Source organism: Alkalihalobacterium elongatum (assembly GCF_019024285.1).
GTDB lineage: Bacteria > Bacillota > Bacilli > Bacillales > Bacillaceae_F > Alkalihalobacterium > Alkalihalobacterium elongatum.
The window spans coordinates 40,441-57,245 of sequence record NZ_WMKZ01000014.1 but is presented as its reverse complement, the minus strand read 5'-3'; the positions used below and the strand labels follow the sequence as shown (position 1 = coordinate 57,245).

The window sequence follows — 16,805 nt, the reverse complement described above, 5'->3', positions numbered from 1 at the left end:
TAGAATAGAGGATATAAGTAAGCCGAACACCTACTTATACTTCCATTGATTTGCTTCCTTTGTTACTCGATGCTTCATCGACTACTTGTAATCTATTTTTTTCTTCGGTTTTCACAGTACTATCATCATTGATTAGTTCATTCGTAGCCTTCTTAAATTCTTTTAGTGTACTTCCAAACGCTTTTCCGATTTCAGGCAGTTTAGAAGGTCCAAAAATAATAAGGGCAATGACTAAAACTAGAATTAAACCTGGTATCCCAATATTGGCTAACATATAAAAACAACCTCCATTTATTTAAAAATATTTAAGATGTAATGATTGATTTAGATATTTACACCATGTCTATCTAATACTGCAGCTGCTAATGGAGACATTCCATTTTGTTCAGCAAACTCTGCTAATTTATTTGAGATCTTTGGAGCAAAATGAGCAGGAGGGGCAGCATGACCCATCACAACCTGTCTAGCTGCGTTTCTACGAGCGAATGGCCCCCAAATAGCTAATGTAATACCTGGTTCTTGAATGTTAACGAAAAATGTTTTTCCATCAGGCGAAAAGCATGGACCTGCAAATTCAGAGTCGTTCCATCGATTATAAGCAAAAGGATACACATTTCCTTCAGGTGTTAAGCCAATCACACGGTCGTGACCGCTTCCATCTTCAGCAATCCAAAGGTCTCCCCATGGAGTGATTGTTATATTATCTGGAGACTTCAAATCGTTATCGTCAGACGATTCATAAAAAAGCTCTAACGTATTTGTCGATGGAAAGTAACGATAAACACGACGTGCAGTTGTATCGTCAAACCAGAAAACACCTGCTGAGAAGCATGCACCTTCGAGACGTCTAAATTGAATACAGCCTTGTTTTAAGGCAGATTGATGAGCATCTTCTGAATTAACTTCCTTCCAAACAATGCCAAACTTTTGACCGTTGATAAAATTACTTGCAGCTGAATGAGGAAGTACATCAATAGCTGCCGCTTCGAGTTTTCCACCTTTTTGAAGTGACCCTAATTTCTGGCTTCGATCATTTGGAGTGAATCGATACAAAAAGCTAATGGGACGAGCGTCTTCAGTTAAGTACCAAATGCCTGTAGCAGGGTCGACACTGCAAGCCTCATGTGAAAAGAAGCCCATATCTCTAATCGGTGTTTTTGACATTTGGTTTTCTGGGTCAGCTGGATCTACTTCAAACACAAAGCCATGTTCCATCACACCATCGTTGTATTCAACTTCCTCACAGGTTAACCAAGTTCCCCAAGTAGAAGCACCACCTGCACAGTTAACTGCAGTTCCAGAATTCGTTACATATTCTTTGATTACTTCTCGGTTGGGACCTACGATTAGAGCGGTTGTCCCACCAGCTACCATACTATTAAACGGGTTACTACCGTATACAGGATACTTAGCATCTAAGGCTTGCTCATGGTTTCGAACTAGAACGGTTGTATTGTGCTTTCCCTGAAATGCTGCCATTCCATCCATAGCGCCAGGAATAGGAGCCCCATTGGAGAGTTTATCTCCTGTTCGTGAGACGATTTTATATTGAAATCCTTGTGGAAGATCGAGAATCCCGTTTGGATCTTTTACTAATGGACCGTATCCACCAAATACACTCGTAGGGTTATTGGCACGTCCCTGGGGTAGAGTTTTAGCTTGTCCACTTAGAGAAAATAATCCTGTCGTACCTAAAGTTAAGGCAATTGTACTTAACCCACTTACTCGTAAAAAATCACGTCTATTCATATTGTTATTATTCTCCATTTATGTACCTCCCTTGTTTTAGAACCTTGTACGGTAAAGTGACTCTAACAAAAATTTACCGGAGAAGTGTTAATGGATTGTGTATAGACTGTGTTAAAAATGTAAATTTAAGGGTTAGGTACCATAGAACTACTTTTGGAAAGGTAACTACTAAAAATGAAGTCATTTTTTTCTGAATAGGAAGGATGAATAGTTATAAAATAAAGTAGGCCCTAATTTAGACGGAGTTAATATATAGATCTTTTGTATTACGAGAGGGAATGAAAAACCACTTTTCTAATTTTTTGTTAATTTTAGTTAATAGATTTGTAAATTTATAAATCGAATATGTAATTATTCTTTATAGATCCTTAGGCTTCTTTTAAAAGTAGAAAGATGCAAGCAGGTATAGGTGCTCCAACTCACATCTTTCTATCACTTAATTAACTTCCTGTTTTACTACTAGTCGTCTGTTCAACCGCTTGAAGGGTTGTTTTTTCTTCTGTGTTACTTTTTTCATTACTATCGCTATTGACTAACTCATTCGTTGCTTTTTTAAACTCTTTTAAAGTACTCCCAAATGCTTTCCCAATTTCAGGTAGTTTAGAAGGACCAAAAATAATTAATGCAATGACAAGGACAAGTATAAGTCCTGGAATACCAATGTTCGATAACATAGATGAACCTCCTTAAAAAGGGTAACTGATACTTAAAGACTAAATTATAAAGTTACTCCATGGCGGTCTAAAACAGCTGCAGCTAATGGAGACATTCCTTCTCTTTCCGCATAGGCTTTCACTTTGTCTGAAATTTGCGGTGCGAAATCAGCAGGAGGAGCAGCATGGCTCATCGCAAATTGGCGAGCAGAGTTACGACGAGAAAATGGTCCCCAAACAGCAATTGTAAAACCAGGACTTTGAATGTTCACAAACATCGTTTTGCCATCAGGAGCGAAACAAACACCAGCAAATTCAGATGAGTTGAATACGTTTTTAGCAAACTCATACACATTACCTTCTGGAGTTAAGCCGATAATGCGATCACCTGCTGGGTTACCGTCTTCAGCAATCCAAAGATCACCCCAAGGTGTAATTGTTACATTATCTGGTGCACGTAGGTCATTACTATCTTGAGACTCAAAGAATAACTCTAGTGTATTAGTTGCAGGGAAATAACGGTATACACGACCGAAACGATTTGGCCCATTACCTGTACGAGCGTTTGTATCATCAAACCAGAAGGCTCCTCCACTAAACCAAGACCCTTCTAGACGCGTAAATTGAATGCACCCAAGATCTCTAGCATCTTCTTTTGCACGTTCAGGGTTTACTTTTTTCCAAACGACACCGACTTTTTGTCCTGGAGTAAAGTTACTTGCCTCGTTATTTGGGAGCTCATCAAGGGCAGCAGCTTCAAGGACGCCACCTTCCTGAAGAGACCCCAATTTTTGACTGCGGTTATGAGGAGTAAAGCGATATAAGAATGAAGGAGAGTTATCTTCTGTTAAATACCAAATTCCAGTAGCTGGGTCGACATTACAAGCTTCGTGAGAGAAATAACCCATATCACGAATTGGTGTTTTAGACATTTCATTTTCAGGATCAAGAGGGTTTACTTCAAATACAAATCCATGCCCAAGGTTACGTGTTTCTTCACATGTTAACCATGTACCCCAAGTTGATGCACCGCCTGCACAGTTACGGATGTTTCCAGAGTTTGTTACGTACTCGTCAATTACTTCACGATTTGGACCAACAACGAGTGCAGTCGTACCACCAGCTGCGCCTTTACTCCAAGGATTTTTACCATTTACAGGGAATTGATGGTTTGTACTACACTCATGGTTACGAACAAGGATTGTCGTATTCTTTTTTTGACCTTGATAAGCAGCCATTCCATCAGGTAAACCAGGAACTAAATCTCCACTTGGATTTACCATTGGTTTTCCAGTCGTAGAAATGATTTTATAGTTAAATCCTTCTGGTAAGTCAAGAAATCCATTTGGATCTTTTACTAGAGGTCCATAACCACCCCAGCCTCTACCTTTTGTCGGGTCTGCTGTTGATGCTAACGCCTTTGATTGATCTGCCAAAGACATTACACCAGTAGTTCCTAATGTTAATGCTAGCGTACTCATTCCTCCAACTTTTAAAAAGTCTCTCCTGTTCATACCATTGTTTACCATTATTTATGCCTCCCTAATTTTTAATAGGATGCGAAACATAGAAGTTGTTCTATGAAAAATCTAGCAAATGAGTTTTAAAGTATTATTTAAAAACTATTGTTATATTGTTAATGTTGGAAAATACCTCTAAAGTATTAACATTGAACTACATCAAATGAATAAACCAGGTCTTTTATACTAGGTGTGAACTTTCAGGAGATGTCATTAAGGAAGGTGTTGTAAACAAAACCTTTAAACTGTAACTTTTGTCCTTAAGTTGAAGAGTGAAAGAGTTTTCGAGTATTGAATTTCTGTAAAATTTTTATAGTAAAATGGTAAATAATAGGCCGTTTTGACACTTAGTTAGATGATCATCATACGGGTTAACATAAGCTCTATGAAATTTGAGATTTTTTAACTAAAATATAGGTAGTTGGACTTTTTATAAGACAATCAGCAGTGGGAGTGACAAGAATGAAATCAGAGGTACAATCAATAGGAGAACTTGAACTCTGCAAGCGTATAGAAGAATTAGAAAAAAGAGAGGCTGAACTTTTACTTCAGTTACGAATGGAAGAAAAATTAAATGCAAAAATCCTTGATGCACTTCCCATTAATATTTTTTTAGAGGATGCGGCTGGAAGAACAGTCTTTGCTAATAAACAAGCTTGTGATTGTAATGGACTAACGAGTAAAGAGTTGGTTGGTAAAACTGTATTTGATTTTTTCACGAAACCTGTTGCTGAAAAAGTTCGACAAGATGATTTACACGTATGGGAGACGAAACAGCTTTTGACCAAAGAAATACTTGCTGATTTTCAAGGTCAAGAAAGCTATGTTTATACAGGAAAAACGATTATTTCATTAGACGATGTATCGAAGAAGGAATTTCTTCTTGGTTTTGCACTTGATATTACCGACCGTGTGAAGGCTGAAAAGAAATTAAAAGAAAGTGAAGAGCTTTTCCAGAAGTTAGTGGACCAAGCAGCCGATAGTTTTTTTCTAAGTGATAGTACTGGAAGAATAATAGACGTAAATACAGCTGCCTGTGAGAAGCTAGGCTATTGCAGAGAGGATTTACTAACATTGTCTATTGAAGACATTGTAGATTTACCAGCTGAAAGGCTAGCAGATGTCTACAATATAGTAAATCGAAGTAAGACATATAGTTATGAGCATGGTATTCTTCGTAAAGGTGGATCTTCATTTCCAGCTGAAACAAATGTAGGTTTAATACGTGTTGGAGACCGAGTATTATATTTAGGGTTAAGTCGAGATATTAGTGATCGTAAGAAAGTGGAAGAGCAAATTAAGCATATGGCCTATCACGATTCACTGACTGGGCTCCCCAATCGTTGGTATATCTATTCTTATATTAAACGGTATTTAACGAGAAAACGTTCAAAAGATAACAAGCTAGCGATCTTACTTTTAGATTTAGATCACTTTAAAGTAATTAATGACAGTCTAGGACATCAGGCAGGAGACTTGTTATTACAGTATGTTGCCGAAAGATTACAGCGATCGTTAAGTAAAACAGATATATTAGCTAGACTAGGGGGAGACGAATTTATTATTGCTCTTCCTAACATAAAGGAAGAAAGTAAAATTAGATTGGTTTGTGAAAAAATTATAGATGCGATGGAACAGCCATTTGATATTGAAGGACAGAGCTTTAAAGTATCAACAAGTATTGGTATTAGTATCTCACCAGATCACGGTGAAGAAATTCACACATTGATTCAAAATGCTGATATTGCGATGTATCGCTCAAAGGAAGCCGGTAGAGATGGGTTTTGCGTGTTTGATAACGTGATGAAAGAAAGTGCCAAGAAACGAATGGAATTAGAAATTTCACTAAGACAGGCATTAGAACATAATGAATTTACTTTGTACTACCAACCAAAGATTGACTTAAAGACAGGTAATATTTATGGGATGGAAGCGTTAATTCGCTGGCAACGGGGGGATGGAAACCTCGTATCTCCTAGTTCCTTTATTGAACTGGCAGAGGAAACAGGTTTAATCGTTCCTATAGGAGAATGGGTCATTCGTGAAGCGTGCAAGCAATGTAAAATATGGCATGAAGCAGGGTATCCTCTGACAGTGAGTGTTAACTTATCAGCACAACAGTTTCAAAAGCAAAGTATTAAGAGTGTAATTGCTAGGGCAATAAAGGACTCAGAGCTTTGTCCAGAAGCACTAGAACTAGAACTAACTGAAACTACCGTCATGAAAGCACCGAAACAGGCAACAGTGATACTCGAGCAATTAAAGGATTTAGGTGTTACAATTTCAATAGATGATTTTGGAACAGGTTTTTCTTCATTAAGCTATTTAAATCAGTTTCCGATTGATACATTAAAAATAGATCGATCGTTTATCTTTGACTCCGATAAAAATGAAGCCAATCAAGAGATTGCATCTGCGATTATAACTCTTGCACACAGCTTAGGATTATGCGTTGTTGCAGAAGGTGTTGAAAATGAGAAACAACTAAATTTCCTTAAGTCGAAGCAATGTGATGCGGTACAGGGCTATTATATTAGTGAACCGATGGGAGAAGCGGAGGTCTTAGCTTTTTTAAAAGAAAGCAGTGAAATATAAAAAAGGATCAGAGATTAGTCTCTGATCCTTTTCAATTAGTTAATTATTGATTAGCACGTGGGTAGTCAGGCTCGCCTACAAATAAGATCGTTGGAACTTCATATGTTTTTGTTCCGTCACTTACTGTAATTGTTCCTTCATAGTAACCAGGAGCTAGTTTACTAGCATCGACATGTGCATTGAAGTTTACATCTTGTGAACGGTTAGGCTGTACGACAAGATTTCGGCTTGTTGTTACTTTAATGCCTTTTTCATTAAATTTCACATCAAATGAATAGCGTTTGCGATCCTTTGATAGGTTATTAATTGTAAATTGTTGAGCTTTTACTTCTGTTTCTTCACCATTTAAGAATACTCCGAAAGAGTGGCTACCAGGTGTAATTAATGTGTCTGCATGGATTGCATCCACGACACGGATACTTCCAGCACCTTGAGTGTTGTGCGGATATAATTTTTCGTTAATATCATAAAGGTTTTCAGCAGTGTTCATAAGAGATGCCTTCACAAAGTCAACGCTCCAGTTAGGGTTCGCTTGTAAAATAAGTGCAGCAGCACCAGCTACGTGCGGAGCAGCCATGCTTGTCCCTTGTAGAGATGCATATCCATGTGGATTTGCTGAGTTGTGAGTCGGTACTGTACTTACAATTGCAACACCAGGAGCTGAAACGTCTGGCTTAATCATCCATGTATCCATAACTGGACCACGAGAAGAGAAGTTTGCTACTGTTTCTCCAACAACTTTGTCGAACTTGACTGTGAATAAAACTGTATTATTTCCAGCACTAAATTCTTTAACAAAATTCTTCCCATCGACATCATCCAATTTAATCGTTGGTAATGCTAATCCAGGAACATCTGGCATTTCACCTGCAACGTTGTTATACATGATTATACCAGCTGCCCCAGCAGCTTTAGCATTTGTCGCTTTATCTACGAATGCAAAATCACCACGGCTAATTAAAGCAATTTTCCCTTTAAGGTCTTTACCTTCAAAATCTTTTACTGCACCTAAACCTACATCAACAAATTCTAATTCTTGACCATTAAGAGCTTTCAATTTCTCAACGTCAGAGTAACCCATTACTTTTGCAGATGGATATTCAACACCTTCTGAAGTAAATAGTTCTGAACGATATAAATCATAAGGAAGCTGTGTTGCACCAACAGAGATTGCTTCACGAGATGTACCAGGTGAACCTACTGTCCAGTTGTGTGGACCGCTGTTACCGTTTGAAGTAACGGCTACAACACCTTCTGCCATTGCCCAATCTAGTGCAAGACTTGTAGCAAAGTCTGGGCTATTCAATGTATTACCTAAAGATAAGTTCATAATATCAGCACCGTCTTGTACGGCTCTTTCAATACCAGCAATTACATTTTCAGTAGTTCCACGTCCACCAGGACCAAGAACACGATAAGAAAGTAATGTAGCCTCTGGAGCTACCCCTTTAATAGCACCATTTGCAGCCACTGTACCAGCTACGTGAGTACCATGGTTTGTTGAACCACCACGTGGGTCTCCAACTGGAGTTTCTTGAGGAGAGTCGTTGTTATCAACAAAGTCCCAACCCTTGTAATCTCCAAAGTTATCTTCTAAATCAGGGTGTTTATAGTCAACACCAGTGTCAAGGATTGCTACTGTAATACCTTCACCAGTAAAACCTTCTGCCCAAGCTTTATCAGAACCGATAAATGGCGCGCTGTCCATCATCTCAGGAGAAATTTCAAGTGCATCGATTTCTATACCTTCACCAACCGTATCAACTGTATATTCAACGTTTGGATAGATTGCTTTTACACCAGGTACTTTAAGAAGTTCTGGAATATCACTTTCTTTTACTTCTACAGAAAAACCAGAGAATACGTGATCGTACTCACGGTTAACGTTTGCGTTTTTTGCAACCTTTTGTACGTTAGCTTTTACGTTGTCACGTACCTTTTTTAAGTTTTGTTTTGATTGCTTTTGACCTTTGTGTTTCGCTTCAATGATTGAAGGTTCATTCAGTTCAACAATAACTGAAGTTTTCTTAGACGAAGAGAAGTTAAAATCTCCATAAGCCTTAGCTGCATCTTGTTTTGTGTTTGCTCCAGCAAAGCCAGCAAACGCCGAGAATGCTAATAAAAATACGAGTGATAAGATAATTCCCTTGAAGGAATTCTTCCTACGTTGAAACAATAAAATCCTCTCCTTATATAATGTTAGTTTGTGAAAATCCAGCTCTGAGTCGGAGAATGAATTTTCTAAAAAGTTAAGCTAGTTAGTATATTAATATAAAGTAGGTTATAAATCTTGTGATAATAGGATGATTTAGTAGCCTGAAAATTTGCTATTCTGAGATAAAAACGCATATAAATGAGTGGAAGTAGGATTAACTTCCTATTCCTAAAGTTTAGTGTGTCGAAATATTTCAGGAAACTATTATTTTAATACTTGGGTTAAGTAGAGTAGGGGAAGGGGGTTTTTATATTGAAAATGTATATATGGCAAAACTACTATTAGGAGGTATAGTCGAGTTTTATTAGCTAGTGGGTTTTGTTAGCATGAGAATTTAAGCACCGTGAATTTATGTGCTTTCTACTGTATAACAAAAATTGCTTCCAGCAGCCCCGTTCAAATCGGTAATATTTCCTTCTTGGTCTCTAATTATCGCTTCTCTATTTATAACGTCTCTATAAAGATTTTCATTTATTTTAAGTAGTGCGTGTTTTAACGTAGCTCCATGAAATAGCTCAACTTCTATTCCGTTTATTTTAACTTTCATGATATTCCTCCTATGATAAATGAATGATTTTTTTATTTTAAAACACTTTTGTATTTTTTTTATATAGTTTTTACTGAATTTTAATCTATTATTTACAATCATCTACTATAGTTTTACTGTAATAAAAATCTATTAAGGAGGAAAATCATGAATCATTTTTTTGTAAAACATAAGAAGTTCTATTCTGCAATTCTTGTATTCACTCTAGCATTCTATTCATTGTTTGGTTCATTAACACCAGTCTTTGCAACAGGGTATGATCCAAATGATGAAAACATTATTGAACTAAAAGTATTACACACGAATGACATCCATGCTAAGATCGATGATTTTGGTAAGATATCTGCATACATAGAGGCAGTAAGGGGAGAAGCAACACGCTCTCTTTACTTGGATGCAGGTGATATTTTTAGTGGAAATCCAGTTGTTGATTTAAATTATGGTGTATCCATAATTGATCTACTCAATGATATGGGTCTTGATGCGATGGCAATTGGTAATCATGATTTTGATTACGGCCAAGAAGAGGCTGTAAAACGTATAAAGGAATCACAATTTTCTTGGCTAAGTGCCAATACGACAGTAGAAGATACTCCTATTCCATTCCCTCAACCAGAGCCTTATAAGATATTTAACTTAGACGGTTTAAAAGTTGGTGTCTTTGCGCTTACTGAAACTCCGCCTTCTACAGCTCCTGCAAACGTCGTAGGAATTACTTTTGAGGACCCAATTGAAACAGCAATGAAATTTGCATATCTTAAAGACGAAGTTGATGTATTAATTGCATTAACTCACCAGGGTTATAGTGAAGACCGTAAATTAGCGGAAGCAGTTGATTTCTTTGATGTAATAATTGGCGGGCATTCCCATACAACTTTATCGCAGCCAGCTGTAGTCAATGGTACACCTATTGTACAAACGGGTGGAAATGCTGAAAATGTTGGAAACTTATCGATTTCATTTAATTCTAGTACGAATGAAGTTTTGGTTTCAGGCTTTTTACAAAAGGTTAATGAACTGGTTGACGTCAATCCTGCAATCCAAGCTAAAGTTGATGCATATAATGCAGAGATGGATGAGCTTTTAAGTGAAGTCATCGGGGTTACCGAAACAGGTTTAAATCGTAGTGGATCTACAGATACATCACTAGGAAACTTTTGGACTGACTCAATTGGCTATTTAACTGGGGCAGATATTGCATTAACGAATAACGGTGGTATTCGTGCTAATATTCCAGCTGGTGATATTACAGTTAATGATATTTATACAATTGAGCCTTTCGCCAATGAAATCATGAAGATTGAGATGACTGGTGAAGCCATTAAAGATGTAATTGAGTATTCTTATACTCGAGGCAATCGAAATAGGATTGACCTACAGACTTCAGGTTTAACATACAACATCATAACAAATAACGCTGGCCAGTATATTGATGCTCAGTTATACGTGAATGGTAAACCAATTATAGATAATGCTTCTTACATTGTTTCAGTTGGTGACTACATTGGTACGGGTGGAAGTGGCTATAATTTTGTAGGTAACGTACTTGAAGCAAAGTCAGGATTTATGACAGAAGCTATGATCAAGTATGCAAAGTATTTAACAGAAAATAATCAAGCCATTAACTATGAAGGAAATCAGAGAATTTCACTAATAAAAGCAAGTGACGCTCCAATTGTTGGAAATGTCATCGGTTTTACAGAAAAAGGTCTGACTTCTGACAACGGGAAGCACAGCGACTCAAGTTTAGGAAATCTCTATGCAGATTCGGTTCGTTATGTAACTGACGCTGATTTCGGTATGCTAAATAGTTCTTCAGTTACAGGAAGAATCCCCGCTGGAGATATTACAGATGCACAAATTCAAGCACTAGATCAGTTTGGAAATGAAACTGTTGTTGTAAAAACAAACGCTCAACGAATAAAAGAAGTGTTATTAGAACAAGCAAAGTATCATAATGGAGTAGATCTACAAGTATCTGGTTTTCATTATGAATTAATTAAAGAAAATGGACAATTCACGTCGATCAAACTCATGCATCAAGATGGAACAGCTATTGATGAAGCAAAAGAATATACGGTTGCTTATAATGATTTCATGCATGGACGAGGCTTTTATAACCTTGGAGATGAACTAGTCGGTGGAAATTACGGCAAGGTTTGGGAAGCCGTTGTTACATTTGTTGAAAATCATGAAGGTCCTATTGATTATGATGAAGGATCACGTATTACAATACAGGGCGCACCAAAAGATGAGGTTGAAATCCCAGATGGTGTATTAACGATAGCACAAGCAAAAGCATTGTTCGCACAAACTCCTGAAGTAAAAGATGTAACCGTTCAAGGTTATATTGTCGGTTCCAATAATGCGTTTGATTCAGGGTTTGTTGCATCAAACATCATTTTGGCAGACTCTACTACAGAACGAGTAAATGAAAATACAATGCCTATACAGTTAGTTAATGGTACATCGATTCGAACAGCGTTAAACCTTCAAGATAACCCTGCTAATCTTGGAAAACTTGTCAGGATTACAGGGGATTTAAGTGCCTATTTTAGTCGGGCAGGACTTCGTGCACCGAGCAGCTACGAATTTATTGAAGTAGAGAATGGTGAAATGACACTAGCTGAAGTTCGTAAAGCAGCTCAAGGAGATGAGGTCACAACAACAGGAATCGTCACTTCAACACCAGGAGCATGGGGACAAAAAGGGTTTTATATTCAAGATGAAACAGCAGGTATTTATGTCTTCCAAAATAGCTTTGATGTCCAAAAAGGTGATCGTATTTCCATTACGGGTAAGCTTGGAGAATTTGGACAAGAACTACAAATTGTTACGCCAACTACTGTAGATGTAATTAGTTCAGGTAATGAATTACCTGAAGCTAAACAGTTAACACCAAAACAAGTTACAACAGAGAACGAAGGGCAACTTATCGTTCTAGAGGGAGTGACAATTTCGGGCCTAAAGAGTGTAAATAGTTTTGGTACGTTTGAATTTAATGCAGTCAAAGGCGAAGAGTCAGTCGTTATTCGCGTTGATAACAGGACAGGTTTAAAGTATGAAGACTTTACCTTTAACAATGGAGACGTGGTTACTATATATGGAGTATCTTCGCGTTTCAATGATGTCATTCAAGTAAAACCACGTAGTGTTGAAGATATCATTGAATTTGTAAAAGATGACGAGCCTGTAAAAGATTATTTAACAGTTGCAGAAGCCATTGCAAACAATAGTGGTCAAGGAACGGTTCAAGGCTACATTATTGGTACGATGACGAATAACCTACCTTCGTACGATGGAAACTTTGTGACAACGAATTTAGTCATTGCCGATCGTTTAGATGAACGTGACCGTACGAAAGTATTACCAGTACAGCTTCCTAATACAGCTATTCGCTCAGCGCTTAATCTTGTAGACAATCCTGAAAACTATGGGAAATTAGTACAAGTAACAGGTAACCTGGATGCTTATTTCTCACAACCAGGATTACGTAACACATTATCGTTCGAGTGGGTTGAAGTACAACCAAAAGAGCCTTTGTTTACTGAAAAGGATTTAGATTTAGAACAAGTTCAAGAAAGTGGTAATGTACTAGATGTAAACATTAGTGAAGATGATCGCATTACGGTTAATTCAGCAGTTTTACAAGCACTCAAGCAAACAGGAGCCGCTATTGCGTTCACAAATGATGAAGTGACAATGAATGTACCAGTTAACGGATTACCAATGGGTGAAAGCTTGAAGTTCATCATGGAAGACGTGACAGATCAATTTACTAATGCAGTTGGACCTGTGTTTAATTTTGACATTACAACTGCTGAAGGAAAAAAAGTTGCGTTTACTGAACCTGTTACGTTGTCGTTTATTGTACCATCTATTGAAAACCCTGAAGCATTAACAGTTGTCTACATTAATGATCAAGGTAATTACGAGATCATTTCTTCTACTTATGAAAAACGAGAAGATGGTCAGTACTTAGTACAAGCTTCAGTAGCTCACTTTAGTTTATACGGAGTATTTGCTGATGATAACAGTGCAAAAGCTGATGAGATCAACGTTTCTTTAATCGATGGAAAAGAAAATAAAGTTCACTCTTTAGCAAGAAACTTAAAAATCAATGTAAGTACGATGATAGAGAATTATTCAAAAGAACTGAACGGAACGAAAGATTTCATCGTTTCAGTCCAATTGATTGATAAACATGGCCGTGTTCAGTTTTCTCATATTGACGTTACAATGGTAGCTTCAGGAAGTAATGAAACGTTTACTTCAGAGTTAGTTGTACCGCCAAACCATAACGGTCAACGCTACACGTTAGAAGTGACAGTTTATGAAGGTGTCAATGTAACAGACTTAGATCAGAATAAAAAATTAGTAGAAAAAAAGATCAAGTAGAATAAAGAAGTCTAGGTCCTCATTTATTTAATTTTGAGGAGCTAGACTTGCTTTTTGTTTATTACTTAAAAGATAGTCTCTTTGCAGTCTCCAAATAGAATTTAAACTCCTCGACAACGTTTTCTACTAAATCTTCACCATCGCTAGTTAACATCCGTTGATCCGTATTAAAGTGGACGGGATCTAAGACGAGCTGACGGGGGATAGCGTTACCATATAGCCCACGCACGACCGTTCTCATATTATTTAAGGCGTTTATGCCACCTTTTCCGCCTCCTGCAACAGCGATTAAAGCGACTGGTTTATTTTTAAAGTGGTCGCTGCCAAGAAAATCAAGCATATTTTTTAGAATACCGCTCATCCCTGAATGATACTCTGGAGTGCATAAAATAAAGCCATCTGCCTCTAATGCCATTTCTTTTAGCTGTTTTACTTCTTTGATGTCTTGTTGATCTTTTTCTCCGTTGTATAGCGGGAGTGCGAAGCTGCTTAAATCGATATATTTTGTATTGTACGTATCAGCTAAGTGTGAAGCTAATATCCGTGTTCTTCCATGCTTTCTTGGGGTTCCATTTATGACCAAAACATTCATTTTTCTCTCTCCTTTGCTGGTTGTCTATATATTTATTGTATACAAAGATTATCGCTAGACCATCAGTGGAAGGATCGAAGTTTTACTAGAGAAAAAGAACGAATATTCGATAAACCTTTCTACAACTTTAGGATGAGAAGTTACTTTAGTCCATGTTTGATTGCGTAGAGAGCAGCCTGTGTCCGATCGGAAAGCTCAAGTTTACTTAAAAGGTTTGAAACATGTGTTTTAACGGTTTTTTCTGTGATAAAAAGTGATGCAGCAATTTCTTTATTACTTTTTCCGTTCGTGATTTCCAGGAGTACTTCTTTTTCTCGTTTCGTTAACGTATCAAGTAAATGTTCTTCCTTATCACCAGACATATGCGTCAGCACATGATGTGTGACTTGAGGGTGCAGTTGACTTTGGCCATTGTAAACTGCCTTTATTGTTTTTACTAATTCATCAGGCTCAATGTCTTTTAATTGGTAACCATTAGCGCCTGCTCGAATGGCAGGGATAACATGGTCTTGGTCCGAAAAACTCGTTAAAATAAGTATTTTAATTGTACGGTTTGTTTCTCTAATTTTTTTAGTTGCCTCAATTCCATCTATATTAGGCATGACTAGGTCCATTAAAACGACATCTGGTTTTAGCTGATTTACTTTTTCGATCGCATCCTGACCATCTATTGCTTCGCCGACAATTTCGATGTCTGTTTGGGTATCTAGAAAAAAGCGTAATCCTCGTCGTACGACATGATGGTCATCAGCAATGAGAATACGAATTGTCATAATCCTCTCTCCTTAAGTAGGAAGTGAAACTGAAATTGTTGTTCCTTTTCCTATCGTTGTATTGATGTTGAGTTTCCCTCCATGAAGCTCTACTCGTTCTTTCATGCTAGACAATCCAATAGAAGCTCCGTGTTCGTTCTCCAAAGGGTCAAAGCCAATTCCCTCATCTTTTATGATCATAGTTACTTTCTCTTTTTTCACTTCGATGTGAATTTTGGCGATCGTTGTTTGCGCATGTTTTTTTATATTATTTAGTGCTTCTTGTCCGACGCGCCACAGGCACTCCTCGATCGAGTTTTTTACATTTAATAGACCTATTAGATGAACATCAACTTTTAAAAGTAGCATTTCTCCATAGGATGTTAGTGCACTGGCGACTCCGTTTTCTAGGCCAGAGGGGCGGAGCTGCCAAATGAGGCTGCGCATTTCTTGCAAGGCTTCTTGAGAAAGCTCTTGAATGTAGGAAAGAGAGCTGTGCAGTTGATCAATTTCCTTTAATTCTTTCATCCCGCGAGCTGTGAGAGATAGAGAGAATAGTAGTTGATTGACAGAATCATGCAGGTCACGTGCGAGTCGATTACGTTCTTCTATGAGTGCAATTTCTCGTGATTTAGTATCAATCCTTGCATTTTCAAATAAAATCGCCAGGTGGTTACTCAATTGGGTGATCATTTCCTCGTCAATATGATCCAAATGACTGTGTGAGATTTTCAGCTTACCTTTTGTTTCTCCAATGCGGATTTCTTTTTCAATAGTTCGTAAGCTGTCTTTAGTCGTCGGGTGAATTTTTGCCTTAGAATGGTTACATTCGAGTTCAATGCCAGACCAAGAAAAAGCATTGTGTATTTCGTTAACTGCAAAGTTGATGAGATTTGTCTCGTGCGCACGCGTGGCATTCAGGTTGGCGCTAATCTGTCCGAGTTTTTGATAGAGTGAAGCACGTTTTTGTTCATTTTGATATAATTTCATGCGTTTAATAGCTGTTCCAATTTGAAAGGCCACAGCCTCAAGCAGGTTGAGTTCAGTACTAGTAAAACGGGCTTTGTTCGGTGCCGCGACATTAAGAAGGCCGAAGCGCTCATCGCCTGCTTGCAGTGGAACAGTTGCATGGTGAGTGATACCTTTTGTGTCACCCCATTTATATATAATGGCATCTTCAATTCGTTTACAGCCAATAATGTTAAAAGCTCTCTTTAATGTGTTGTCATTGTATTCTTTAATACACCAGCAGTTTCCTTCACACATTGGCTTTTTTTCTCCCCAGCTAAGTGCAGGGGGAAGGTGAACATCAGCGACCAATTCATAGTTTCCATGAGTATCAATTAAATAGATCCAGCCTGTTTCGAGCTTGGTAACATGCAGTAGTTCTTTCAGGACAGTTTGCAGCATTTCTTCTATACGGTTCCCTTGGTTCAATGTTTCTGCTATCGCTTTGATTGTTTTTAGCCTTGTTATTTCTTGATGACTGTTCACCGAAATCCCTCACTTTCTATAGGTACCAGGCACCTTTATCACAGCATTGTATTAAAGGTGCCTGGCACCATAATCTATGACTTTCCTTTTTAGTTTATTAAACCATGATAGTTTATTTGATCCTTTTGATTGAAGTTTCCACCCGTCTTTTGAAATTTTATCGACTCTTCGTTTTTTATCGTGAATTAGCCCTTCATATCCTAGGTGTTGCATCTTCATCACTCCTGTTTGTTTGTTACTTTCATTTTAAATGGGGAACGGATTGGAAACGTCTGGCAGAAGGTTGAAGT

At 37.7% G+C, this 16,805-nt stretch carries 12 protein-coding genes; 2 read left to right on the top strand and 10 right to left on the bottom strand.

Annotation, left to right across the window (positions count from 1 at the left end; all coding sequences use genetic code 11):
* Nucleotides 1–34: 34 nt before the first annotated feature.
* The 4 genes from GKP30_RS14370 to GKP30_RS14355 form a co-directional block, all read right to left on the bottom strand.
* On the bottom strand, nucleotides 35–274 hold the full coding sequence (locus GKP30_RS14370) for a twin-arginine translocase TatA/TatE family subunit (protein ID WP_216830139.1): 240 nt from the start codon (nucleotides 272–274) through the stop codon (nucleotides 35–37).
* Nucleotides 275–324: 50 nt separating this feature from the next.
* Nucleotides 325–1,767, bottom strand: coding sequence for an alkaline phosphatase PhoX (locus tag GKP30_RS14365; RefSeq protein ID WP_216830138.1), 1,443 nt, complete (start codon nucleotides 1,765–1,767; stop codon nucleotides 325–327).
* 422 nt (nucleotides 1,768–2,189) lie between these two features.
* A complete protein-coding gene (locus GKP30_RS14360; RefSeq protein ID WP_216830137.1) occupies nucleotides 2,190–2,423 on the bottom strand; it encodes a twin-arginine translocase TatA/TatE family subunit in 234 nt (77 codons plus the stop codon).
* Between the two features lie 44 nt (nucleotides 2,424–2,467).
* Nucleotides 2,468–3,931 (bottom strand): alkaline phosphatase PhoX, encoded by a 1,464-nt coding sequence (locus tag GKP30_RS14355; protein ID WP_216830136.1) that lies wholly within the window; start codon nucleotides 3,929–3,931, stop codon nucleotides 2,468–2,470.
* Between the two features lie 453 nt (nucleotides 3,932–4,384).
* Between GKP30_RS14355 and GKP30_RS14350 the strand changes: the two genes are divergently transcribed.
* Entirely contained in the window at nucleotides 4,385–6,517 is a 2,133-nt protein-coding gene (locus GKP30_RS14350) for a sensor domain-containing protein (RefSeq protein WP_216830135.1), read from the top strand.
* Between the two features lie 43 nt (nucleotides 6,518–6,560).
* On the opposite strand, the gene GKP30_RS14345 is transcribed toward GKP30_RS14350, so the two are convergent.
* On the bottom strand, nucleotides 6,561–8,693 hold the full coding sequence (locus GKP30_RS14345; RefSeq protein WP_216830134.1) for a S8 family serine peptidase: 2,133 nt from the start codon (nucleotides 8,691–8,693) through the stop codon (nucleotides 6,561–6,563).
* Between the two features lie 388 nt (nucleotides 8,694–9,081).
* The gene (locus tag GKP30_RS14340) at nucleotides 9,082–9,279 is read right to left on the bottom strand and encodes a hypothetical protein (protein WP_216830133.1); all 198 of its coding nucleotides are present in this window, start codon (nucleotides 9,277–9,279) and stop codon (nucleotides 9,082–9,084) included.
* Nucleotides 9,280–9,426: 147 nt separating this feature from the next.
* Here GKP30_RS14340 and GKP30_RS14335 point away from each other — a divergent pair, with 147 nt between their 5' ends.
* Nucleotides 9,427–13,677, top strand: coding sequence for a 5'-nucleotidase C-terminal domain-containing protein (locus GKP30_RS14335; RefSeq protein ID WP_216830132.1), 4,251 nt, complete (start codon nucleotides 9,427–9,429; stop codon nucleotides 13,675–13,677).
* Between the two features lie 61 nt (nucleotides 13,678–13,738).
* On the opposite strand, the gene GKP30_RS14330 is transcribed toward GKP30_RS14335, so the two are convergent.
* The 4 genes from GKP30_RS14330 to GKP30_RS14315 form a co-directional block, all read right to left on the bottom strand.
* Complete coding sequence (locus GKP30_RS14330; RefSeq protein ID WP_216830131.1) at nucleotides 13,739–14,269, bottom strand: NADPH-dependent FMN reductase; 531 nt, start codon at nucleotides 14,267–14,269, stop codon at nucleotides 13,739–13,741.
* A gap of 140 nt (nucleotides 14,270–14,409) precedes the next feature.
* Nucleotides 14,410–15,042: a response regulator gene (locus GKP30_RS14325; protein WP_236035101.1), complete on the bottom strand. Its 633-nt coding sequence runs from the start codon at nucleotides 15,040–15,042 to the stop codon at nucleotides 14,410–14,412.
* A gap of 12 nt (nucleotides 15,043–15,054) precedes the next feature.
* The gene (locus tag GKP30_RS14320; protein WP_216830130.1) at nucleotides 15,055–16,515 is read right to left on the bottom strand and encodes a GAF domain-containing sensor histidine kinase; all 1,461 of its coding nucleotides are present in this window, start codon (nucleotides 16,513–16,515) and stop codon (nucleotides 15,055–15,057) included.
* A gap of 51 nt (nucleotides 16,516–16,566) precedes the next feature.
* A complete protein-coding gene (locus GKP30_RS14315) occupies nucleotides 16,567–16,728 on the bottom strand; it encodes a hypothetical protein (protein WP_216830129.1) in 162 nt (53 codons plus the stop codon).
* Nucleotides 16,729–16,805 lie beyond the last annotated feature (77 nt).